Consider the following 20,511-nt stretch of genomic DNA (forward strand, 5'->3'; position numbering starts at 1 on the left):
TCTGGCCGCAAGCAGACCTTCATCGCCGCATAACTCAGGAAAATGCATCCTCTACAAATGCCTCTAACGCCTTGTCTTCCAGGATTTCGATGGAGAAGTGCCCAAAGCGCTTGGGCAACCAGATAATGCGTGTCCCGGATGGGGATTGCAGGTTCGCGCGGGCCAATGGCTTTCCGTTTTCGTCTTGTGGCTGAACACCGGCGACCATCAGTTCGTCGTAGGCCTTCTCGATGTCCGGCGTCGAATAGCAGTGGCGATAAATCATCCCTTCTCCCGCGGAGTCTAATAGCTCCCTCAGATTCCCCGCCAATGGCTGTACCAACATGAAACGCTCTTGACCGATCAGCGCTATCGCGTAGCGCACATGCAGGCCACCTCGTTCCCAAACGAGCGTTTTGGATATCCTGGCATTAAGTATCTGTGCGTAGTAAGCACAGGCTTCTTCGAGATTATTGACCAGTACATCTACGTGACTGAACTTCAGATCCATTGCAGCCTTCCTGTTGAACCGGCGTCAATGTTGAGCCGGAGACTCTCAAAATTCCATGGACTTCACGAGTCCATACTGTCGGTGTAGCAATGCGCCAATTCGGCGATAAACCCGCGTTCAAACTGAGGTAAGCGAGGAGCTGTCCATCGCTTGATGGCGAACAAAAGTGACTGCCCGCGTATGGCCGAAATCCGTCGTTCATAAGGCGCGGCTCCCGACCCAAAGCCGCCGTTCGCGAAATGCAACGAACGGCCAAAAGCAGACATCAATATGACCCGCTCCGAGGCCACTACTCAAAACGCTGCCCGTCATGCTCCCCTATAGCTGCATTACGGCGAGCGCCCTGCGCAGGGGTTCGTCGGATATTTGGATAGGACCGTGAAATGGCACGTCCATGTCCAACACAAGGTATACGGAAGCCGCAATGAGCAATGACGAGACGATGAACATTCCTATCACCATCAAATTACGGGGTGCGCGGTATCCAAAACTAGCGAAAATGAGCGTCAACCAAGCAACAAGCATCCCAATAAGGGGGCCAGGAATCGCTCCCTCCGACTGCTCGACGATCCTCCAGCGTTGCTCGATGAGCGAATGATATTGCTGACGAATATCCTGAAGCATCGTTTCATGGTAGCGGTCCGGGGGCTTGATAACAGCCAATGACTTGCCTATGTCATCCAGGTATTTAGCCGCCTCGCTGTTTCGATGCTGCAGCGCTTCGTCTCCCCGATACGGGGTCTCGATAGCGCGCTCAAGATAGGTGATCAGACGATTGCGCGTGTCTTGTGCCGCATCGCCATAGCCCCGCAGCGTCCGATCAAAAATGATCATGCTGGTTGCGTACCCATGGAAGTTTGCATCAATGGACTCGAAGGTGTTTTTGGCAGAATTAATCATCAAGCCAAAGACCAGCGATGTCATAACCACAAAAATATTGGCGACTAGACGAATTACGGTGTTGGTGTCGTCATCCCTGTGGTGGGATGCCAGTCTTGGGTACCAAAACATCATGAGAAGCGAGGAGGCAACCAGGCACCCAAAAATGGCCAATGCGATCCAAAGAGCGTTCATACATCAGGGCCCTGATCAATTTGCGTCAAGTCTTGAAGGATAGACCATTGGGTGTTTTCAGAACTCTGCTCGGCAGTTACCGTCCAGAAATGACTTCAGTATTGGTTTGAACACCGGCGGTGATTATCAGTAGGTATTGGTCTAGCTCTGCCCATCATGAAAGGCAGCAGATCACGAGCGTCTGCTTATGGTCCAGAGTGTGTCAAAGCGCACGTCGAGGTGCATCGCATCCAGCTAGCAATCTGGGCCGATCGCCGGAACACTCTGTCGAATATAGTCATTGTCGAACTCACTGCTTCCGATGAATTGGAAGCCATGGCGGATATAAAAGCGATTCGAAGCGCTTTCTTTGAGAGCACCCACTTTAATAGGGAGCGCAGCCGCATCCGCCTCTTTGAAAATCTGAGTGAGAACAGCAGACCCTACCCCTGACCCTTGCGCGCTCGGTCTCACATACAAGTGGTCGAGCAAGAGTTCATTGTGTTGATGCTTGATCACGACGAAACCAACCCTCTCTCCAGACGCCTCGATGTAGCGTGTGTTGCGAGCCTCAAAACCACTAACAAACCGCTCGCGCGCGCGGACTGGATCAAATCGACCAACACGCTCCAGACTTTCGCGCATGGCCTCAATTCGAATGGCTACAAGATTATCCAAGTCGCTCTGTTGAGCCAGGACCAAAATGATTGGGGAATTCTGATTGGGTGCGACGGGCATATTTTGTGCTCCAACTTTTATCCTGGGGAGCCATTGAAGCGGCCCAGATACCGTAGAAAAATTTGAGAGTCCACTTCTGGACCAGAGTGTATAAAACCGCTTAGCCAAAATTGAAGTGTGCGCATCTACGTTAAATCCGAAATTTATCGGCACATCAGCAGATGTGAATTTCGCACAGAAGCGCGATTTTCAGTCCAGTTTTGAGTGCCTATCGCGTAGAAAACCGTTTTTACACAGCCTCGGCCAAGAGCAACCGTTGCGCCTATTCAATAAACCAAGGGCGATTCACCTTTATTTCAAACCGGGTCAGGTATCTATCCTTCTCACTTACTGCTTGACCCATTCTGATTCATCAGGCTAGTTGAGGCCGCCCTTTACCGACCTTGATAAGGAAATTATGAAGCCTCTCTACCTGTGTTCACTTCTGCTGCTTGCAGGCTGCGCCCCAGCACCGAAATACCTCGTGCCCGCGGGGGCGCCTCAGGCGCTTATCCGTAGCGAGTTGGTGTCGATGGAGAATTATCGAAACAGCGTGTCCCTGGTCGAGGCGCCTCCAATGGCCTGCAAATACGGCAGAACCGTGGCGATTGCGCAGGGAGGGCAGTTAGTTTCCGTTTATAAGAACGTATCGACGCCGGAGGGCTTCTTTCCGATTGAAGCCGGCAAGCCGCTGCACTTGGTGATGCGCGGTGCGGCCAATGCCAATCGCTCGTGCAGCATAGCGTTTGTCAGCCAATTTGCGCCGGGCGCGCGTTACGTGATCAAAGGAGGAATTGTCGACAGCCCGGGCGCGCTGAGCGGTTGTCACATTGACATATTCAATGTCGATTCGGGCGCGCGCGTCCCCATGGCCGATGAGCCGAAAATGGACCGAAATTGTGCGCTGGACCGACTACCGACGCTTCAGTGAGACATTGCACCTCTGCACTGCGCGACCGCTTGCCAGAACCCGAACGATATTAAACGGGCCTCATGGTCGCGCATGGCGAATTACTGAATAGGCCCTCAATAGTCATACGACCTCTCCTGCTCAACCCTGTCTATCTCTACCTCAACGCAATCACCTAAACAATCTTGTTAAGCCCATAAAAAACATAGCCCGCGGTCATCCCACAAAAAACCTCCCTTGCCCATTCGCCCCAAACACGCTACAAATCCGCCACAACGTTGTACGACAACCTAAAAATAATTTGCCATCCTCGACGATGGAAGCCACTGCCCGAGCCCTTACCATGACGCCCCCTGCCCCCAATCTTTTCCCCCGCCACATCGCCGTGCTGATCCTGCTCTGCATGGGCTGCGCCTTCGCCGGCAACCACATCGCCGCTCGCGTGGCCTTCGACGACGGCGCCGGTGTTCTCCTCGCTATTCTGCTGCGCTCCGGCGGTACGTTGTTGGTGCTGGGCGCGCTGGTACTCTGGCAACGGCAAAGCCTGCGCCTGCCTTCGGGTGCATGGCGCTGGCAGTTACTGCTGGGCCTGCTCATCACCGCGCAAAGCCTGTGTCTCTATTCCGCCGTAGCCCGCGTACCGGTAGCGCTGGCGTTGCTGGTGGCCAACATTTTCCCGATTTTGCTGGCGCTGCTGACCTGGGCATTAGGCGGCCCACGTCCGACGGCGCGCACCGCCTTGCTGATGGGTTTGATTCTGGTGGGTCTGGTGTTCGTGCTGGACGTGCCCACTCGCCTTTCAGCCGACGCCCACATCGGCCCGCAATGGCTGCTCGGCGTCACCCTCGCCTTCTGCGCCGCCTTTGTATTCGCTTGCGCGCTGTGGATCACCGATCACAAGTTGTCCCAGGTACGGGGTTCGGTGCGCAGTCTGCTGACAATCTTCATTGTGTTCAGCAGCGTTAACCTTGCGGGCTGGAGTGGCGCCCTTGCCGACGGCCTGAACCCACCGGCCAGCCTGACCGGTTGGCTGGCGCTGGCCACGTTGGTCGTGCTCTACGGCACCGGTTTTATCGTGCTGTTCATGTCGGTGCCGCGCCTGGATATGCCGCGAAATGCGCCGGTGATGAACATTGAGCCGCTGGCGACGTTGCTGATGGGCTGGCTCGTGCTCGATCAAATGCTCAGCGCCGGTCAGGTGACTGGCGGCGTCATCGTGGTGACAGGAATTGTGCTGCTGACGTATCGCACGTCCGCTCAGCGTTCCGCCAAGGCCTGAAGCGTGCCTCTAGCCCTTGCAGAAAGTCGCTGCTGACTACGCGGAGGACTCTTTTGAACCCCGCCGTCTGGCCGCCGCCTCGGATAATCAGGCATCCCCCTGCGCATTCCGAGGCCTTCCCTTATGACGAGCTCATCCACCGAACAGGTCAGCCCCCAAACCCTGCGAAAGGTCATCATCGCCGCCGGCATCGGTAACTTCGTCGAGTGGTTCGACTTCGCCGTCTACGGCTTTCTTGCCACCACCATCGCGCAACAATTCTTCCCCAGTGGCGATGCCAGCGCAGCACTGCTCAAGACCTTTGCCGTGTTTGCCGTGGCCTTCGCCTTTCGGCCGTTGGGCGGGATTTTCTTTGGCATGCTCGGCGACCGCATCGGCCGCAAGCGTACCCTGGCCATGACGATTTTGCTGATGGCCGGTGCGACCACCTTGATCGGCCTGCTGCCCACTTATGCCGCCATCGGCGTGACAGCGCCGATTCTGTTGTCGCTGATTCGCTGCGCCCAAGGCTTCTCCGCCGGGGGCGAATATGCCGGTGCCTGCGCCTATCTGATGGAGCACGCGCCGAGCAACAAACGCGCCTGGTACGGCAGCTTTGTGCCGGTGTCGACGTTCTCCGCGTTCGCCGCTGCCGCAGTGGTGGCCTACGCCCTTGAGGCGTCGCTGTCCGCCGAGGCGATGGGCAGTTGGGGCTGGCGCCTGCCGTTCCTGATCGCCGCACCGCTGGGTCTGGTCGGGCTGTATCTGCGCTGGAAACTGGATGAGACACCCGCCTTCCAGGCCGTGAAGCAGGAACACGCGGTCGCCCACTCTCCGCTCAAGGAAACCTTGCGCAACCATGGTGCGGCGATTTGCTGCCTGGGCGCGTTTGTGTCGCTGACGGCGCTCTCGTTTTATATGTTCACCACCTACTTCGCGACATACCTGCAGGTGGCAGGTGGGCTGAGTCGGGCGGCGGCGTTGCTGGTGTCGTTGATCGCGCTGATTTTCGCCGCGGCCATCTGCCCGCTGGCGGGGCTGTATTCGGATCGGGTGGGGCGTCGGGTCACGGTAATGACCGCCTGCGTATTGCTGATGGTGGTGGTGTATCCGTCGTTCCTGATGGCCAGTTCAGGTTCGTTCGCGGCCTCGATCGTGGGGGTGATGCTGCTCGCGGTGGGTGCGGTGTTATGTGGGGTGGTCACGGCGGCGTTGCTGTCGGAGACCTTCCCGACTCGGACGCGGTATACCGCCTCGGCGATCACCTACAACATGGCCTATACAATCTTTGGGGGTACCGCGCCGCTGATGGCGACATGGTTGATCAGCACCACGGGCAGCAACCTGTCACCCGCGTTTTATCTGATAGCCGTAGCGTTGCTGGCGCTGGCAGGCGGGTTGGCGTTGCCGGAGACATCGAGGATCTCCCTGCATGACGTGGGCGCTGAGGAAAAAGGCTCAGCGGCGGTGCTCTCGCGTTAGTGCTACATGACGTAATGCCCACGAATGCGGTGGGTCAGGTAAGAATACTTCGCCTGTACCGCCGCCTTCGAAGCCTCGCTAAAGCTCGACATCTCCCACAGGAAACTGGGTAAAGCAGGTATCAGCGCTTCACGCAGACAAACAAAGCATTCCCGCTCGTGCCCTCCCAGGGCGTGATGCATTCGTAGTCATGCTCGAAGATGTGCACCTCGAACTGTGGCGTCAATAACTGCTGCAACTCGGTGAAACTGAAGGCGACCATCGGGTGTTCGTCCTGCCAAGCCTCAGTCACACCCCCGGTGGTCTTCTCGATACTCAGGCGCAGCGCCTGCTGCTCGCCCTCCTCGCTGTAGTGCCAGCCGGAACCGAAGGTGAAGTGGCTGCCTTCAAACTCAACGCTATGGCGTACCAGCAAACGGTTGTCGATGTGCTGCTTGTCCACCGCGTTGAAACAGAACACGCCATTTTCGGCGAGCGCCTCGTGCACGCTGGTCAGGCACATGCGCAGTTTGGCCAGGCTGGCGTTGTAATGGGTCGAGTAGAGAAAGCAGGTGATCAGATCTTGCGCGTCGTCCACCTGGAAACCCGCCATGTCCTGGCGGCTGAACCGTGCCTCCGGGCAGCGCAGTTGGGCGAGGTCCAGCATCGGTTGGCTGATGTCCAGGCCGGCGCTGTGGTAGCCAAAGTCGAGGAAATGACGCACATGGGGCCCGGTGCCGCAGGCCAGGTCCAAGTGCCGACGCCCGTTATTGCCGAACAGTTGGTGCAACCGGCGAACGCTGTGACTCTGTGCGCGATAGTCGATGTCGGCGCACATCAGGTCGTAGTAGATGGAAAGATCGGTGTACAGCGCGTTGGAGGACATAGGTAGCCAGAGCGGTCGGCGGGAATTTCGCGGCGGCATGGTAACTCAGTCCGTCGTCAGAACCGTTACACTCGCGCCTCAATCATCCGCCAAGGAGGCAACCATGAGCGTTCGTGGTCAAGACCGTCAGATCGACAACATAGAATTCAACGTGGGCGACATCCACCGCAGCAAAGCCTTCTACGGCGCCGTTTTCGGCTGGACATTCGTGGACTACGGGCCCACCTACACCGAGTTCAGCGATGGGCGGCTGACGGGCGGGTTCACCACGGGAGAACCCGTTCGGCCAGGGGGGCCGTTGGTGATTTTGTTTGCGAATGACCTCGAAGGGGCGCACCAACGAATCACGGCGGCAGGCGCTGTGATAAGCCGCGAGACGTTTGCGTTCCCCGGTGGGCGCAGGTTCCACTTCATTGATCCGGATGGTTATGAACTGGCGGTTTGGTCGGATCAGTGAGTGATCGCTGCACCACGAGTGCAGGCCACGCAGTTTAAGTGGCCCGCATCGCCCCCCCACATCACGCCCAGACCGAGCACGCCGGTGTCGCCAATCGCCGATGGTCCGTAGCTGCCGAAGCTGTTTTTGACAGCGACATTCGCCACGTAGTTGGCCACCGAACGCACCTATTCCTCGCGCAACTCATGGCGCCAGACCAGTGCGCTGCGGGTTTGGTCTCGTAGTGGTGCTGCACAACGCCAGCGGAAAGGTTCAGATACCGGGCGTTGGCGGTGTAGGTCGCGACGAACGGTTGTTCCGACCCGGCATCGCCTTTATGCTCACGCAGCAAATTACCGGCGGCGCGCCCGCTCAGAGCGAGAGCACGATAAAAAAAGCACGACAACGCCGCTTATGCGGCGTGAAATTTGAGTTGGAGTCAGTTATTACGGCGTAAACGGCTACAAAAACGTGATGTTTAAGGAAATCAAATAAAACTTAAGGAAGTCAAATGAGCACATGGTTCAGTAATATCCAGCTTGGCTTTGATATGGCAACAAGCTTGACAATTGTAGGTGCAGCGATCACTTGGACTATTCGCCAGAAGAAACAAGCCGAAGCTGAAAAGATTCGCGGAATCAATCAAAACGCAAGATCAACAGGTCTTCAAAAAGTTCAAGATGTGCTTTTTGAAATAGAAGACAAGTACTCAATACTGGTTAGCAAGACACAAGCCTTTGAAAAAAGTATTGATCTGCGTGTTCGCTGGTCTGATGGCGCACCAGACTTCACTCGCCTAAACAAAATGATAATAGACGACAGTGATTTTTTAGTAGCATCAGTGGACCGCCTACAAGATATTCGTGAAGAATTAGGCCAATTTTATGAACTCATTCAGGTTAGACGCTACAGCTTGATCCCTCTGCTGGATGCCATTAAAGAGGGTGACAAATATATTGGCGTATTCAAACGCAACATTGATGAGGTTGGCGACGCATACAATGCAATGGGGTCGCGCAATGTATGGTTGCTAAAAGAACTTCACGCAACAATTACCTTGCTCAATGATGAATACGGCGATGAATTGACCAACGTATCCGATGAATTATCAAACACTCTATTCGAGAAGATAGCGGCTAACAAAAAAATAAGAAACGCCATCCAATCCATCATCTTCGATAAATCCTATTTCTACTGGGTTCAACGATTCGTCCCTGATGGTAAAGAAGAAGATTTTCTGAAAAATGTTGTTATAACTGATGAAATCCAAGACCGGGATTTATACATTGAAGTAATATCTAATTTCATTAGTTCCCTGATGAAGAAGAATCATGAGTTACTTTCTCAAGTCCTCGAAACCGCATCAAATTCAGTAATGCAAGCACGCATTGAATGCAAAGATATCTTGATTGCACTCAGCGCAATCTCACACAAGTTGGTCATGGACAATAACAACGAAACCTTGGAGCAAGTGATTGAAAAGTATGACACCGAGGAATACTTCGGTCGAAACATCACGATCCGTTAACATGTAATCTTTTCTCGCAAAGAGCCCTACAACTCTTTGCGCACTTATTCAAATCAAAAAGTCATATTTCAGACCAACATATGAAAAATCTTTTGATAGCATCTATCTTATTTGGCTCCGCGCTTTCCTTGAAGGTATTTGCGGGCGGGCTGGAAGTCGAGCACAAACTAATCGAGCAGCGCTGGTACTCTTTCAATGACATCATAGAAAAGAGAAAGAAATATAGCAGGGTAGATATTTCGCGAGGGTATATCGAATATTACTTCGAGGGTGATGAATACACCGCCAAATACCCAGAAGAAAAGTTGTCGCCGCGTGCAAAATTCTATTCCAATCATGGGACCGTTGGAACCTATGCGGCTGCTGATTATGAGACCGAGCTAGACAAAGAGTGTGTAGATGTTGTCTCTGACTCTCTAGGATCATTTAGCGGCAGCTATGAAAACACTAAAAGACCTGATAGGCAACACTATAAGCGCATGGTTGTTGGCATCAGATCACTAACATACAAAGGCCCTGAGTATAACTTCAAAAGCCCTTCATCTTGGTCGCCTGTGGAGTTACCCAAGGACAAAAGAAGTCTTCTGTGTGAAATTTATGAAGTCAAGAATGACGCGAGTGATCTGAAATACATTGTTTATGCTGCTTCAGTGGCAACCGCTATGTATGACGAAATTCATACGGCGCCACTGCCAGATAAGTCGAGTAACTAAAACTCCTCGCACTCATGCTGCGGCAACCATTGCTGCGGCATTAGCTGGATCAACCTTGAGGCTGTGAACGGGTTCTACCCCAGGCCCTGCAGTGTTTCTATGTCAGCATCCCGCCCCCCCCTTCACATAACGCGGCGAACGACTATGACCGACTTCGACTTCAAAACACATTTCATCTCGGTACTGCCTCCCGACCCGCCCGGGCTGGACCTCGGCTTTGACGAATTCATCACCTTCAACCCCAGTGACCTGGCCACCCTCCCCGCGCCAGACGCTGAATTCCTCCTCAAGCACGGCCTGCCGCGCGACGCCGCGCCCTTTCTGAGTTTCGAGGCCTACAGCCAAGCCGAAGCACAACGCAGGTTGGCAATATTCGCCATCGCCAACCACTATTACCCTTTGGGGCACACCGGCTCCGGGGACGTCATCGCGCTTGATCGACACAGTGGGACGATTGTCTATTTCAACCACGACGCCCATCACGCACGCGTACTCATCAATACCTCACTGCCCCAGTTCGCCCGCAGCTTGTGCGTGTTCCAGGCACATCTGCGAGACAACACGATGGCACGCTGTTTACCTGAGATCGAATGCATCGATCCTGCCGCCGCCGTGCCGGGCACGATGTGGGCGGATGAGGTCAGCGCAGAACTCAACGGGTAGAAGTGAACGCTGATGACCCACCACGAATTGGCCGACCTCTATCGAGCCTATAACGCCGACCTCAACCGTCTCGACTTGATAAGGCCGCCATTGAAACGCAGCTAAACTCCACAGACCCTCGACTGCGTGGAGACTGCTCATGACCCACAAAAACACCCTCTGCCTCTGGTACAACGGGAGCGCCGAAGAGGCTGCCAAGTTCTACGCCAACACCTTTCCCGACAGTGCGGTGAACGCCGTGCATCGTGCACCAGCGGATTACCCGTCCGGCAAACGGGGCGACGTCTTGACCGTCGAATTCACGGTACTCGGCATCCCCTGCATCGGCCTGAACGGCGGCCCGATCTTTCCCCACACCGAGGCGTTTTCCTTCCAAGTGGCCACCGATGATCAAGCCGAAACCGACCGGTACTGGAACGCAATCATCGACAACGGCGGCCAGCCGAGCGCCTGCGGCTGGTGCAAGGACAAGTGGGGCCTGTCGTGGCAAATCTCGCCGCGCGTGTTGACGGAGGCGGTGACTAACCCTGATCCAGCCATCGCCAAGCGCGCGTTCGAGGCGATGATGACCATGACCAAAATCGACATTGCGGAGATTGAGGCAGCGGTAAAGGGCTGAGGCGGCAACTGGCGAGGCTATCCAGGGCTTCAATGCGCTCCGCCTGGCAGCGTCAGGCGCAATTGTCGCGTCGGCCCATGCGCCAAAAAAAGACAGCGAGCCGACGGCCCGGTTGCGACTCACCCAATACCGACCTAGTGTTTCATGTCTCCTCTGCGCACCCAGGTGACGCCATGCCTACACTCTCACGCCCCGCCGTACTCGAACTGATCGGCAACACGCCGTTGGTACGGGTCAGCCGTTTCGATACCGGCCCCTGCACGCTGTTCCTCAAGCTGGAATCCCAAAACCCCGGCGGTTCCATCAAGGACCGCATCGGCCTGGCCATGATCGACGCCGCCGAGCATGACGGCCGCCTGCGTCCCGGCGGCACCATCATCGAGGCCACCGCTGGCAACACCGGCCTGGGCCTGGCGCTGGTGGGCAGGGCCAAAGGTTATCGGGTGGTGCTGGTGGTACCCGACAAAATGTCCACGGAGAAAGTGCTGCACCTTAAGGCCATGGGCGCCGAGGTGCATATCACCCGCTCCGATGTGGGCAAGGGCCACCCCGAGTATTACCAGGACATGGCTGCGCGCCTGGCCCAGGAGATTCCCGGCTCATTCTTCGCCGACCAGTTCAACAACCCGGCCAATCCCCAGGCTCACGAGACCAGCACCGCGCCGGAGATCTGGGCGCAAACCCAGCACGACCTGGATGCCATTGTGGTCGGCGTCGGTTCGGCAGGCACACTCACCGGCCTGACCCGATTCTTCAAGCGCGTGCAACCGGAGCTGGAAATGGTACTGGCCGACCCGGTGGGTTCGGTAATGGCTGAATACAGCCGCAGCGGCCAGTTGATAACACCCGGCTCGTGGGCCGTGGAAGGCATTGGCGAGGACTTCATTCCGTCGATTGCCGACCTGTCCAGCGTGCGCCACGCCTATTCCATCAGCGATGAAGAGAGCTTCGACCACGCGCGCCAACTGCTCAAGGCCGAGGGCATTCTCGGCGGTTCCTCCACCGGCACCCTGCTCGCCGCTGCCTTGCGCTATTGCCGCGAACAAACCACGCCCAAGCGCGTGGTCAGCTTTGTGTGCGACACCGGCACGCGATATCTGTCGAAGGTCTACAACGACCAGTGGATGACCGACGCGGGGTTGCTGCATTACAAACACTACGGCGACCTGCGCGACCTGATCGCCCGCCGCTTCGAAGACGGCCGCGTGATCAGCGTGAGCCCCGACGACACCCTGCTCACCGCCTTCCAGCGCATGCGTCTGGCCGACGTGTCGCAACTGCCGGTGTTGGTCAACGGCCGCGAACTGGTGGGCGTGATCGACGAATCCGACATCCTGCTGGGCCTGCACCACGATGCCGCGCACTTCACGATGGTCGTCGCCAGCGCCATGACCGACAACCTGCAAACCCTGTCCCCCAGCGCCAGCCTGGCCGAATTGCAAACTGAACTGGATCGCGGCTTGGTCGCCATCATTGCCGATGCAGGAGGCTTTTATGGCCTGATCACCCGCGTCGACCTGCTCAACCACCTGCGGAGATCCCTTGCATGAGCCAGCCTGATAAAAGTGCGTTTGCCACCCGTGTGATCCACGCCGGGCAGTTCCCAGACCCAACCACTGGCGCGCTGATGCCGCCGATCTACGCCAACTCCACCTACCTGCAAGACAGCCCCGGCGTGCACAAGGGCTTCGACTACGGCCGCTCCCACAACCCCACGCGGTTTGCTCTGGAGCGTTGCGTGGCCGACCTTGAAGGCGGCAGCCAGGCGTTTGCCTTTGCATCCGGGCTGGCGGCGATTTCCACGGTGCTGGAGCTGCTGGATGCGGGCGCCCATATCGTTTCCGGTAACGACCTCTATGGCGGCACCTTTCGGCTGTTCGACAAGGTGCGCCAACGCAGCGCCGGGCATCGTTTCAGCTTTGTCGATTTGAGTGATGTAACGGCATTTGAAGCATCCTTGCAGGACGATACGCGCATGGTCTGGGTCGAAACCCCGAGCAACCCGCTGCTCAGCCTCACCGACTTGGCCGCCATCGCAGGTATCTGCCGCAATCGCGGGATCATCTGCGTGGCTGACAACACCTTCGCCAGCCCCTGGATCCAGCGCCCGCTGGAGCTGGGCGTGGATGTGGTGGTGCACTCCACCACTAAATACCTCAACGGCCATTCCGATGTGATCGGCGGTATCGCCATTGTCGGTGACAACCCCGAATTGGCTGATCGCCTGGGTTTCCTGCAGAACTCAGTGGGCGCCATCGCTGGCCCCTTCGACGCGTTCCTGACCCTGCGCGGCGTGAAAACGTTGGCCCTGCGCATGGAGCGTCATTGCAGCAACGCGCTGGACCTGGCCACCTGGCTGGAGCAACAACCGCAAGTGGCGCGGGTCTATTACCCAGGCCTGGTATCCCACCCGCAGCACGAACTGGCACGCCGGCAAATGCGCGGGTTTGGTGGGATGATTTCAGTGGATTTGAACAGCGACCTGGCGGGCGCCACCCGCTTTCTGGAACACGTGAACATCTTCGCCCTGGCCGAAAGCCTGGGAGGTGTGGAAAGCCTGATCGAACATCCGGCGATCATGACCCATGCCAGCATCCCGGCGGCGACGCGGGCGCAGCTGGGGATTGGCGACGGGTTGGTGCGGTTGTCGGTGGGGGTTGAGGATGTGGACGATCTACGAGCGGACCTGGCGCAAGCCTTGGCCCGTATATAACCCCCCCAGAAAACAACGATCAAATGTGGGAGGGGGCTTGCTCCCGATAGCGGCGTGTCAGGCACTGAATATTTGTCTGAACCACCGCCATCGGGAGCAAGCCCCCTCCCACATTGGGTATGCGTTACACCTGGACGATGTTGGCACGCGCCGAATGCAGCTTCTTGTAGCTGTCAATCAAACGCAAATGCCGGTCCAAGCCTTCCAGCTTGATGCTGGTCGGCGTCAACCCATAGAACCGCACACTGCCATCGACCGAGCCGATCACCGCATCCATTCGCTCATTACCAAACATGCGGCGGAAGTTGGCTTCGTAATCCGCCAAGTCCAAGTCGTCGTCCAGTTCCATCTCCAGCACACCGTTCAACGCCTGGTAGAACAGGCCGCGCTCGGCGGTGTTGTCGTTGTACTGCAGGAACATCTCCACGCACTCCTTGGCCTCTTCATATTGCTGCAAGGCCAGGAAAATCAGCAGCTTCAACTCCAGGATGGTCAGTTGGCCCCATACCGTGTTGTCGTCGAACTCGATGCCGATCAAGGTGGTGATGTCGGTGTAATCGTCCAGCTCGCTTTCGATCAGGCGCTCGACCAATGCCTGCAATTCTTCCGTGTCCAGGCGATGCAGGTTGAGAATGTCCTCGCGGAAGAACAGCGCTTTGTTGGTGTTGTCCCAGATCAGGTCGTCCACCGGATAGATTTCCGAGTAATCCGGCACCAGGATGCGGCAAGCGGTGGCGCCGAGGTGCTCGTACACCGCCATATAGGCTTCTTTGCCCATGCCTTCCAGGATGCCGAACAAGGTCGCAGCCTCTTGGACGTTGGAGTCTTCGCCTTCACCGGAGAAGTCCCACTCGACAAACTCGTAGTCCGACTGCGCGCTGAAGAAGCGCCACGACACCACACCGCTGGAGTCGATGAAGTGCTCGACGAAGTTGTTCGGCTCCGTCACCGCCTGGCCTTCGAAGGTCGGCTGCGGCAAGTCGTTCAAACCCTCGAAACTGCGGCCTTGCAGTAATTCGGTGAGGCTGCGCTCCAGCGCCACTTCCAGGCTCGGGTGGGCACCGAAGGAGGCGAATACCCCGCCGGTGCGCGGGTTCATCAAGGTCACACACATCACCGGGAATTCGCCGCCCAGGGATGCATCCTTGACCAGCACCGGGAAGCCTTGGGCTTCCAGGCCTTCGATGCCCGCCACAATGCTTGGGTATTTGGCGAGCACCTCAGCCGGCACGTCCGGCAAGGCAAATTCACCTTCGATGATTTCACGCTTGACCGCGCGCTCGAAAATCTCCGAAAGGCATTGCACCTGGGCTTCAGCCAGGGTGTTGCCCGCGCTCATGCCGTTGCTGAGGTAGAGGTTTTCGATCAGGTTGGACGGGAAGTACACCACCTCGCCATCGGACTGGCGCACGAACGGCAGCGAAACAATGCCGCGCGCTTCGTTGCCGGAGTTGGTGTCGAACAGATGCGAACCGCGCAGCTCGCCTTCGCGGTCGTAGACCTTGCGGCAATAAGCGTCGAGGATTTCAGTCGGCAGCTCGTCGTTGGGGCCTGGCTGAAACCAACGCTCGTCCGGGTAATGCACGAACGGTGCGTTGGCCAGTTCTTCACCCCAGAATTGGTCGTTGTAGAAGAAGTTGCAGTTGAGCCGCTCGATGAATTCGCCCAATGCCGACGCCAGCGCGCCCTCTTTGGTCGCGCCCTTGCCGTTGGTGAAACACATTGGCGAGTGCGCATCGCGGATATGCAGCGACCACACGTTGGGCACGATATTGCGCCACGAGGCGATCTCGATCTTCATGCCCAGGCCGGCAAGGATCCCGGACATGTTGGCGATGGTCTGTTCCAGCGGCAGGTCCTTGCCCGCGATGTAGGTGCCCTGCTCCGACAGGCTGCTGGGCATCAACAAGGCCTGGGCGTCGGCGTCGAGATTTTCCACCTCTTCGATCACAAATTCGGGACCGGCCTGCACCACTTTTTTCACCGTGCAACGGTCGATGGAGCGCAGGATGCCCTGGCGGTCCTTATCGGAGATATCCGCGGGCAACTCGACCTGGATCTTGAAGATCTGGTTATAGCGGTTTTCCGGGTCGACGATGTTGTTCTGGGACAGGCGGATATTGTCTGTGGGGATGTTGCGGGTCTGGCAGTACAGCTTCACAAAGTACGCCGCGCACAGCGCCGACGATGCCAGGAAGTAGTCGAAGGGCCCCGGTGCCGAACCATCGCCCTTATAGCGAATAGGTTGGTCGGCAATCACCGTGAAGTCATCGAACTTGGCTTCAAGCCGGAGGTTGTCGAGAAAGTTGACCTTGATTTCCATGGGGGCACACCAGAATTACGGGCTAAACAAAAATGGCCGCCATTATGAGGTTTTTCATCGATAAGTTTCAGGCTTTTGACCAATGGCTGGCGAAATAGCCGATGTGAATTAATCTTCTGCACGTTGGCGCCGATGCACTGTGTGCAACCAGGGAGTAGCCGGAATGCGCAACAACCAGCCAGTAACACAACGTGAGATTTCACTCGCGCCTTCGCAAAAACTTATCTCCGCCACCGATATTCACGGGGGCATCACTTACTGCAACGACGCCTTTGTCGAAATCAGCGGTTTTGAACGGGCCGATCTGATCGGCGCGCCGCAGAACATCGTGCGTCACCCCGATGTCCCACCGGCCGTGTTTGCCCATATGTGGCGTGCGCTCAAGCAAGGCCTGCCGTGGATGGGCATCGTCAAGAACCGCTCGAAAAACGGCGACCATTACTGGGTTAACGCCTACGTCACACCGATCTTCCACGGCCGCGAAGTCGTTGGTTTTGAATCGGTGAGGGTCAAGCCCAGCGCCGATGAAATCCGCCGGGCGCAGGTGCTGTATCGCCGCCTCAGCCAAGGCAAATCCAGCGCGCTAATCAAGGACACTTGGCTGCCCGCGGCGTTGAGTGCCGTGCCGTACGTGGCCACCGGCATCGCCGGCAGCATTGCCGGGCTTTTCCTCAGTGCACCGATCGCCATTGCGGTGGCCGTGGCCGTTGCCGTGCCGGTGGGTATGCTCTGCTCACGCGTACGCCAAGGCAGCACCTTGCGCCTGCTGGCGGGTGTCGAGCCCTCGACGTCGGATGCCTTGATTGCCCAGATGTACAGCGACGCCAGCGGCCCCCAGGCACGCCTGGAAACCGCGTTCCTCAGCCAAAACTCGCGCCTGAAAACCTGCCTCACACGCTTGCAGGACAGTGCCGAACAACTCAGCGCCCTGGCCGGGCAATCGGATCAGTTGGCCACCGCCAGCTCCAAAGGCCTGGATCGCCAACGCGTTGAAACCGAGCAGGTCTCGGCGGCCGTCAACCAGATGGCTGCGACCACCCAGGAAGTCGCCAGCCATGTGCAGCGCACCGCCGACGCCACCCAGCAGGCCAACGTGCTGACCGGACGTGGCCGTGAAGTCGCGCGTGATACCCGCCTGGCCATTGAGCGCTTGTCCGCCGTCGTGGGCGAAACCGGCACCACCGTGGCGCAGTTGGCCAAGGACAGTGACGAAATCGGCAGCGTGGTGGACGTGATCAAAGGCATCGCCGATCAAACCAACCTGCTCGCCCTCAACGCCGCCATCGAAGCGGCCCGCGCCGGTGAGCAAGGCCGCGGGTTTGCCGTGGTGGCCGATGAAGTGCGCCAACTCGCGCAGCGTACCTCCCAATCCACCACTCAAATCCATGCGCTGATCACTCAGTTGCAGGCATCGTCCAACAATGCCGTGCAAAGCATGGAAAACGGCCAACGCCAGGCGCAGGAAGGCGTAGCCTGGGTGCTGGAAGCAGACCAGGCGTTGGTCGGCATCAGCGAAGCGGTGTCTCATATCACCGAAATGACCACCCAGATCGCCGCCGCCACTGAGGAACAAAGCGCGGTCGCCGAGGAGATCAGCCGCAACATCACCACTATCGCGGAGCTGGCTGACCAGACGTCGATACAAGCCCATCAATCCACCGACCTTAGCAAGCAGCTGACCAATACGGCGGCCACTCAATATGCGTTGGTAGAACGCTTTAACCGCTGACCCCGCAACGCGAGGCCGCCCGCCAGCTGGGCGGCCTTGCTTGCACCGGGATGAATATCGTGGCGCTCAGCCCGCGAGCAGGCTGTAACGCCAGGCGCATTTCTATGGGGCCGGTCTGATTGGGGCAGTCACTGGGTTTGTCCAGGCTGTTGCTTGCGATACATCCCCGTGAAGTAATCCGGAAAGTCCGGCGCCGAGTTGTGGTTGATCACCGCAAAACCCTTCACCAGTTGAATGTGATACGGGCCGGCGCGCCGGGTCGCCAACGGCTCGCGCACGATAATCAGGTTTTCGGTTTCCATCGGCACGCTGTGGTGCGCGCTGACGATGACCTTGTCGGTACCGGTTTCCTTGAGCGTTACGGTGAACTCCGCCACTTCACGGCCCTGGGCATCGCGGTCGGGGAGGATCTTCAGGTCCAGGTCGCCGTCACGGTCGAGGAAGTCGTTGCGCATCTGGTAGTGACCGTCACGCTGATCGCGGGCAACGTCACCGAGTTTCTTGTACTCAGGCTCACGGTCCTCGCGATGCAGTTGGATTTGCAACTCCGGCTTTTCACCCTGGGCGCCACTGACCCACGTGCCGGAGTAAGCATAGGGCTCGACGGTTTCCCGAGTGATGCGCCAGATGCCGGTTTGATGACCATCGTCGGCATATTCGTGCAGATAGACAAACGACTGGTCGCCGTATTCACCCAACTCGCCTACCAACTTGATTGGCTTTCCGCTGCCGCTTTTGGTGTAGCGCAATTCACCAATCAACACCGCGCCCTGTTGCTGGTACCAGAGTTGCACCGGGATCTTGCCGTTGAGGGTGCCAGCCAGGAACTCAGGGTCCTCATTGACCGGCCCTTCGAGCCTTGGGGTTTCCAGCCACTGGCCGTCCTTCCACTCACCGGTGGTGCGCAGCATGTAGCCGCTGGGCATGCTGTTGTTGGCGTCATCGTCCGTCGCAGGCACTTGGGCCTGGGTGTACGCGCTGAGCCTCACCAACTCACCGTCGCGCATCTGATAGCGGCTGGCGCGGGTCCAGCAGCAACCCTGGTCGGTCTGCGAATGGATAACGCCGTCCTTGGGATTGACTGAAAACATACCGCCGGAGGTTTCGTTCGCAAGATCGGTCAGAGGGCCGTTGAGCACCCACTGCGTCTTGTGCGGGTCTTGCAGGTAAACATCGTAACTGGACTGGAAGTCTTTATCCGCGCCGGTGCCATTGCGGATTGCCAAGTCCTGGCGGCCATCCTGATTGATGTCGGCAAAGTAGACCACGCCGTTCTCGCCCATCAAACGCCAGTCGACGGTTTTACCATTCTGGTCCATCGGCACCTGGGCGTCCGGAGTCTGCAATTGCTGGAGGATTTCGAGGGTAGTTGCGTCGCGTATCGTGATCAGGGCTCGCGCCAGGTACTGCAAGTCCTGCGGCACCTGCGGGAACAACACTTCGACCAGGTATTTGCCGCTCGGGTCATTGACCGAGAACGAACGAGGCTCGGCCATGGCCGGGGCCGCCAGGGTCATGGAGAGGAGCACAGCGCTGACGAGCGAACGCATTCAAAGCATCCTTGCTGAAATTCGGGGGCGGCAGTGTAGCGGTTTCGCTGGCGGCTATGTGGCGTACCCCACGAGCGAAGGGAACCTAAAGCATTTCATCGCATCGTTTAGCGTGCCGTTCGAGGGCGAAACCCACCAACGCATCTGCAATACCGTCATGCTGTACCCACACAGCTTCCCCCTTATTGACCTTACTGCGCAGCTTGTTCAAGTTGATGCTTTTCTGCCCACGTAATTGCTCTCGGTCAAGAATGTAGAAGCTCCAGTTATCGAGTTCCAACACCGATTTCACCAACGCCTGCTTATTGAGCTTGAACCGCGCTTTCTCCATCGGCAGTGCACGAGATGGATTGGGGTTCCACTTATCATGAAGACGCTCGTTCTCCTGACACTTTTTATTATCCAGTGCCAGATAAGCGAAGATGTAAAAGTCTGACCAATGCTCAGCGGGCAGCGGACTATTGGAGACACAATCGAATCCTTCAGCGAAGGAGGTATCGAACACCTGAGATTTGCTATAGGAGTCTTTCGATTTAACTTGGATAGTGAATTTTTCATCATTCATGAAAAACACGAGGTCATGAACATCGCCTTCCATCTTGGTTGAAAAATGCGAGGTGGGTACCTTGAAATCGGGGCTAGGCATGTTGAACAGTGCCCGATACACCAAAAACTCTGCCAGATAACCTCGTAGCAGGGGGTTATCCAATGCTGAAAAACCCCAGCCCCAGAAAGCCGTTAGAAACCCAGGTTCTATGGGTCTCCCCGATTGAGTCAACGCTTCTGTTCCAGTCAACGGATCGAGTAGATTCATATTTCTAACTGCACTCTTCACGCGAAAGTTAATAAAAGTTGGCGCCAATGCGGCTGCACGCTCTCGCCTCTCAACTGGGTTGACGCAGCAACCGCTCGATGGCCTTGCGCAAATCCCCATGCACCTCTTCGGCATAAGGCACAGCATTCTTCCAGTCATAAAACCATGCCGGCATCCGGCGCTTGTCGTCGGGTTCCGAGGCGTAGCGCGGGAATATATGGCAGTGCAACTCAGGCTCGGAGTTGCCCAGGATTTCGTAATTCATGCGCTGGGCGTCGGTGGCGTGCAACACCGCATCACCGAGGCGCGCCATGTCCAGCAGGTAAGTCGCGCGGGCTTCGGTATCCAGGTCGTTCAAACTCGCGACCACCGGATCGGGCAGCAGCAGGCAGTAGCCCGGCAGAAACTGCACATCCCCCATCACCGCCCAGCCCGAGGCCATGCGGCAGATAACCTTCTCATTGGCGCCGATGCGGGCCAGGGCTACGCGTTCCGTGATCAGTGGCATGTAGGGTCCTTGATGGGGGCAAGATGCGGGCGGCATTTTAACGCTTGCCCCCTGCTTTTCAGCAACGGGAACAGTCCAAGGGAGTTATCTGACAGGCCACCTGAGGAAACGCCTGTTGCCCCACCAACAGCAGTTGCACA

General features: G+C 57.3%; 19 protein-coding genes. 11 read left to right on the top strand and 8 right to left on the bottom strand.

Features of this window, described 5'->3' with window-relative positions; all coding sequences use genetic code 11:
- Positions 1-34: 34 nt before the first annotated feature.
- From BW43_RS21125 to BW43_RS21115, 3 genes are all read right to left on the bottom strand, one after another.
- Positions 35-490 carry a VOC family protein gene (locus BW43_RS21125; protein WP_032885278.1) on the bottom strand — a complete coding sequence of 152 codons (456 nt, stop codon included), beginning with the start codon at positions 488-490 and terminating at the stop codon, positions 35-37.
- A gap of 318 nt (positions 491-808) precedes the next feature.
- Entirely contained in the window at positions 809-1,564 is a 756-nt protein-coding gene (locus tag BW43_RS21120) for a DUF4239 domain-containing protein (protein ID WP_032885279.1), read from the bottom strand.
- Between the two features lie 234 nt (positions 1,565-1,798).
- Positions 1,799-2,281: a GNAT family N-acetyltransferase gene (locus BW43_RS21115; RefSeq protein ID WP_032885280.1), complete on the bottom strand. Its 483-nt coding sequence runs from the start codon at positions 2,279-2,281 to the stop codon at positions 1,799-1,801.
- 397 nt (positions 2,282-2,678) lie between these two features.
- On the opposite strand from BW43_RS21115, the gene BW43_RS0127290 reads away from it, so the two are divergent.
- The 3 genes from BW43_RS0127290 (at position 2,679) to BW43_RS21105 (ending at position 5,910) form a co-directional block, all read left to right on the top strand.
- Positions 2,679-3,191, top strand: a complete 513-nt coding sequence (locus BW43_RS0127290) for a hypothetical protein (protein ID WP_032885281.1) — start codon at positions 2,679-2,681, stop codon at positions 3,189-3,191.
- A 322-nt stretch (positions 3,192-3,513) separates the two neighbouring features.
- Positions 3,514-4,449 (top strand): DMT family transporter, encoded by a 936-nt coding sequence (locus BW43_RS21110; RefSeq protein ID WP_155989942.1) that lies wholly within the window; start codon positions 3,514-3,516, stop codon positions 4,447-4,449.
- Between the two features lie 123 nt (positions 4,450-4,572).
- Positions 4,573-5,910 (top strand): MFS transporter, encoded by a 1,338-nt coding sequence (locus BW43_RS21105; protein WP_032885283.1) that lies wholly within the window; start codon positions 4,573-4,575, stop codon positions 5,908-5,910.
- A gap of 121 nt (positions 5,911-6,031) precedes the next feature.
- On the opposite strand, the gene BW43_RS21100 is transcribed toward BW43_RS21105, so the two are convergent.
- Entirely contained in the window at positions 6,032-6,775 is a 744-nt protein-coding gene (locus BW43_RS21100) for a class I SAM-dependent methyltransferase (protein ID WP_032885285.1), read from the bottom strand.
- 103 nt (positions 6,776-6,878) lie between these two features.
- Here BW43_RS21100 and BW43_RS21095 point away from each other — a divergent pair, with 103 nt between their 5' ends.
- The 7 genes from BW43_RS21095 (at position 6,879) to BW43_RS21065 (ending at position 13,447) form a co-directional block, all read left to right on the top strand.
- Complete coding sequence (locus BW43_RS21095; RefSeq protein ID WP_032885286.1) at positions 6,879-7,232, top strand: VOC family protein; 354 nt, start codon at positions 6,879-6,881, stop codon at positions 7,230-7,232.
- 490 nt (positions 7,233-7,722) lie between these two features.
- Positions 7,723-8,739: a hypothetical protein gene (locus BW43_RS21090; RefSeq protein WP_032885288.1), complete on the top strand. Its 1,017-nt coding sequence runs from the start codon at positions 7,723-7,725 to the stop codon at positions 8,737-8,739.
- Between the two features lie 80 nt (positions 8,740-8,819).
- Entirely contained in the window at positions 8,820-9,452 is a 633-nt protein-coding gene (locus BW43_RS21085) for a hypothetical protein (RefSeq protein WP_032885290.1), read from the top strand.
- A 144-nt stretch (positions 9,453-9,596) separates the two neighbouring features.
- Entirely contained in the window at positions 9,597-10,115 is a 519-nt protein-coding gene (locus tag BW43_RS21080) for an SUKH-4 family immunity protein (RefSeq protein WP_032885292.1), read from the top strand.
- A 139-nt stretch (positions 10,116-10,254) separates the two neighbouring features.
- Entirely contained in the window at positions 10,255-10,734 is a 480-nt protein-coding gene (locus tag BW43_RS21075) for a VOC family protein (protein ID WP_032885293.1), read from the top strand.
- A 173-nt stretch (positions 10,735-10,907) separates the two neighbouring features.
- Positions 10,908-12,284, top strand: a complete 1,377-nt coding sequence (locus BW43_RS21070) for a cystathionine beta-synthase (protein WP_032885294.1) — start codon at positions 10,908-10,910, stop codon at positions 12,282-12,284.
- Complete coding sequence (locus tag BW43_RS21065) at positions 12,281-13,447, top strand: cystathionine gamma-synthase (RefSeq protein ID WP_032885295.1); 1,167 nt, start codon at positions 12,281-12,283, stop codon at positions 13,445-13,447. The genes BW43_RS21070 and BW43_RS21065 overlap by 4 nt, the downstream gene beginning before the upstream one ends.
- Positions 13,448-13,571: 124 nt before the next feature.
- Here BW43_RS21065 and BW43_RS21060 read toward each other — a convergent pair whose 3' ends face one another.
- Complete coding sequence (locus BW43_RS21060; protein ID WP_032885296.1) at positions 13,572-15,770, bottom strand: OsmC domain/YcaO domain-containing protein; 2,199 nt, start codon at positions 15,768-15,770, stop codon at positions 13,572-13,574.
- A 163-nt stretch (positions 15,771-15,933) separates the two neighbouring features.
- Between BW43_RS21060 and BW43_RS21055 the strand changes: the two genes are divergently transcribed.
- On the top strand, positions 15,934-17,499 hold the full coding sequence (locus BW43_RS21055; protein WP_032885297.1) for a PAS domain-containing methyl-accepting chemotaxis protein: 1,566 nt from the start codon (positions 15,934-15,936) through the stop codon (positions 17,497-17,499).
- 128 nt (positions 17,500-17,627) lie between these two features.
- On the opposite strand, the gene BW43_RS21050 is transcribed toward BW43_RS21055, so the two are convergent.
- From BW43_RS21050 to BW43_RS21040, 3 genes are all read right to left on the bottom strand, one after another.
- Positions 17,628-19,049, bottom strand: a complete 1,422-nt coding sequence (locus BW43_RS21050; RefSeq protein WP_032885298.1) for a hypothetical protein — start codon at positions 19,047-19,049, stop codon at positions 17,628-17,630.
- An 85-nt stretch (positions 19,050-19,134) separates the two neighbouring features.
- Positions 19,135-19,863, bottom strand: coding sequence for a hypothetical protein (locus tag BW43_RS21045; protein WP_032885299.1), 729 nt, complete (start codon positions 19,861-19,863; stop codon positions 19,135-19,137).
- Between the two features lie 70 nt (positions 19,864-19,933).
- On the bottom strand, positions 19,934-20,371 hold the full coding sequence (locus tag BW43_RS21040) for an HIT family protein (RefSeq protein WP_032885300.1): 438 nt from the start codon (positions 20,369-20,371) through the stop codon (positions 19,934-19,936).
- Between the last annotated feature and the right edge of the window lie 140 nt (positions 20,372-20,511).

It is taken from the genome of Pseudomonas sp. RIT357, assembly GCF_000632245.1.
In the GTDB taxonomy this organism is placed as follows: domain Bacteria; phylum Pseudomonadota; class Gammaproteobacteria; order Pseudomonadales; family Pseudomonadaceae; genus Aquipseudomonas; species Aquipseudomonas sivasensis.

What these genes read in the sequence shown, in the direction of transcription:
- BW43_RS21080 (WP_032885292.1), top strand. Translation starts at nt 9,597, where the DNA reads ATGACCGACTTCGACTTCAAAACACATTTCATCTCGGTACTGCCTCCC.
- BW43_RS21050 (WP_032885298.1), bottom strand. Translation starts at nt 19,049, where the DNA reads ATGCGTTCGCTCGTCAGCGCTGTGCTCCTCTCCATGACCCTGGCGGCC.
- BW43_RS21100 (WP_032885285.1), bottom strand. Translation starts at nt 6,775, where the DNA reads ATGTCCTCCAACGCGCTGTACACCGATCTTTCCATCTACTACGACCTG.
- BW43_RS21085 (WP_032885290.1), top strand. Translation starts at nt 8,820, where the DNA reads ATGAAAAATCTTTTGATAGCATCTATCTTATTTGGCTCCGCGCTTTCC.
- BW43_RS21125 (WP_032885278.1), bottom strand. Translation starts at nt 490, where the DNA reads ATGGATCTGAAGTTCAGTCACGTAGATGTACTGGTCAATAATCTCGAA.
- BW43_RS21070 (WP_032885294.1), top strand. Translation starts at nt 10,908, where the DNA reads ATGCCTACACTCTCACGCCCCGCCGTACTCGAACTGATCGGCAACACG.
- BW43_RS21105 (WP_032885283.1), top strand. Translation starts at nt 4,573, where the DNA reads ATGACGAGCTCATCCACCGAACAGGTCAGCCCCCAAACCCTGCGAAAG.
- BW43_RS21115 (WP_032885280.1), bottom strand. Translation starts at nt 2,281, where the DNA reads ATGCCCGTCGCACCCAATCAGAATTCCCCAATCATTTTGGTCCTGGCT.
- BW43_RS21110 (WP_155989942.1), top strand. Translation starts at nt 3,514, where the DNA reads ATGACGCCCCCTGCCCCCAATCTTTTCCCCCGCCACATCGCCGTGCTG.
- BW43_RS21065 (WP_032885295.1), top strand. Translation starts at nt 12,281, where the DNA reads ATGAGCCAGCCTGATAAAAGTGCGTTTGCCACCCGTGTGATCCACGCC.
- BW43_RS0127290 (WP_032885281.1), top strand. Translation starts at nt 2,679, where the DNA reads ATGAAGCCTCTCTACCTGTGTTCACTTCTGCTGCTTGCAGGCTGCGCC.
- BW43_RS21045 (WP_032885299.1), bottom strand. Translation starts at nt 19,863, where the DNA reads ATGAATCTACTCGATCCGTTGACTGGAACAGAAGCGTTGACTCAATCG.
- BW43_RS21120 (WP_032885279.1), bottom strand. Translation starts at nt 1,564, where the DNA reads ATGAACGCTCTTTGGATCGCATTGGCCATTTTTGGGTGCCTGGTTGCC.
- BW43_RS21060 (WP_032885296.1), bottom strand. Translation starts at nt 15,770, where the DNA reads ATGGAAATCAAGGTCAACTTTCTCGACAACCTCCGGCTTGAAGCCAAG.
- BW43_RS21040 (WP_032885300.1), bottom strand. Translation starts at nt 20,371, where the DNA reads ATGCCACTGATCACGGAACGCGTAGCCCTGGCCCGCATCGGCGCCAAT.
- BW43_RS21095 (WP_032885286.1), top strand. Translation starts at nt 6,879, where the DNA reads ATGAGCGTTCGTGGTCAAGACCGTCAGATCGACAACATAGAATTCAAC.
- BW43_RS21075 (WP_032885293.1), top strand. Translation starts at nt 10,255, where the DNA reads ATGACCCACAAAAACACCCTCTGCCTCTGGTACAACGGGAGCGCCGAA.
- BW43_RS21090 (WP_032885288.1), top strand. Translation starts at nt 7,723, where the DNA reads ATGAGCACATGGTTCAGTAATATCCAGCTTGGCTTTGATATGGCAACA.
- BW43_RS21055 (WP_032885297.1), top strand. Translation starts at nt 15,934, where the DNA reads ATGCGCAACAACCAGCCAGTAACACAACGTGAGATTTCACTCGCGCCT.